At 28.9% G+C, this 568-nt stretch carries 1 rRNA gene; it reads right to left on the bottom strand.

The features are described from left to right. Nucleotides 1-568: ribosomal RNA gene (locus ALII_RS22985) — 23S ribosomal RNA — on the bottom strand; the annotation flags it as partial.

Here is a 568-nt window from a genome sequence, read left to right as displayed (position 1 = left end):
CTAACGCCGGTCTGAACTCAGATCATGTAGGAGTGAATGTTCGAACAGAACAGTCTATGTTAACGGTTAGTTATTTAGTTCCTAGTCCAACATCGAGGTCACAAACTTTATAAGAAATTATGCTGTTATCCCTAAGGTAATTATACTCTTATAAATCTAATTGTCATGTAAACTTTTAAATGTTTAATGTGATTTACTGTCGCCCCAACAAAAATTTATGGTTTAGTTACATTTTAATAAAAATTCTAAGGGTCTTCTCGTCTTTTATCTAAATATAAGTATTTTCACTTAATAAAAAATTTCAATAAAATTAAAAAGAGACAGTTCTTCCCTATTAATCCGTTCATTCCAGACTATAATTAAAAGCCAATTGATTATGCTACCTTAGCACAGTCAAGGTACTGCGGCCGCTAATAAATTACGCTGGGCAGAAATTACTTAAAATATAGACTTAAAGCTATGTTTTTGATAAACAGTTAAAAAGATTATTTGCCGAGTTCCTTTTTATAAATTATATATTACTAATTTAAACATTATAAAATGTTTTATTGGTTTTTCTAATCTCAAT

The sequence above is a fragment of the Aliihoeflea sp. 2WW genome (assembly GCF_000497755.1).
Classification (GTDB): domain Bacteria; phylum Pseudomonadota; class Alphaproteobacteria; order Rhizobiales; family Rhizobiaceae; genus Aliihoeflea.
This window is presented reverse-complemented; position numbering and strand designations above follow the sequence as displayed.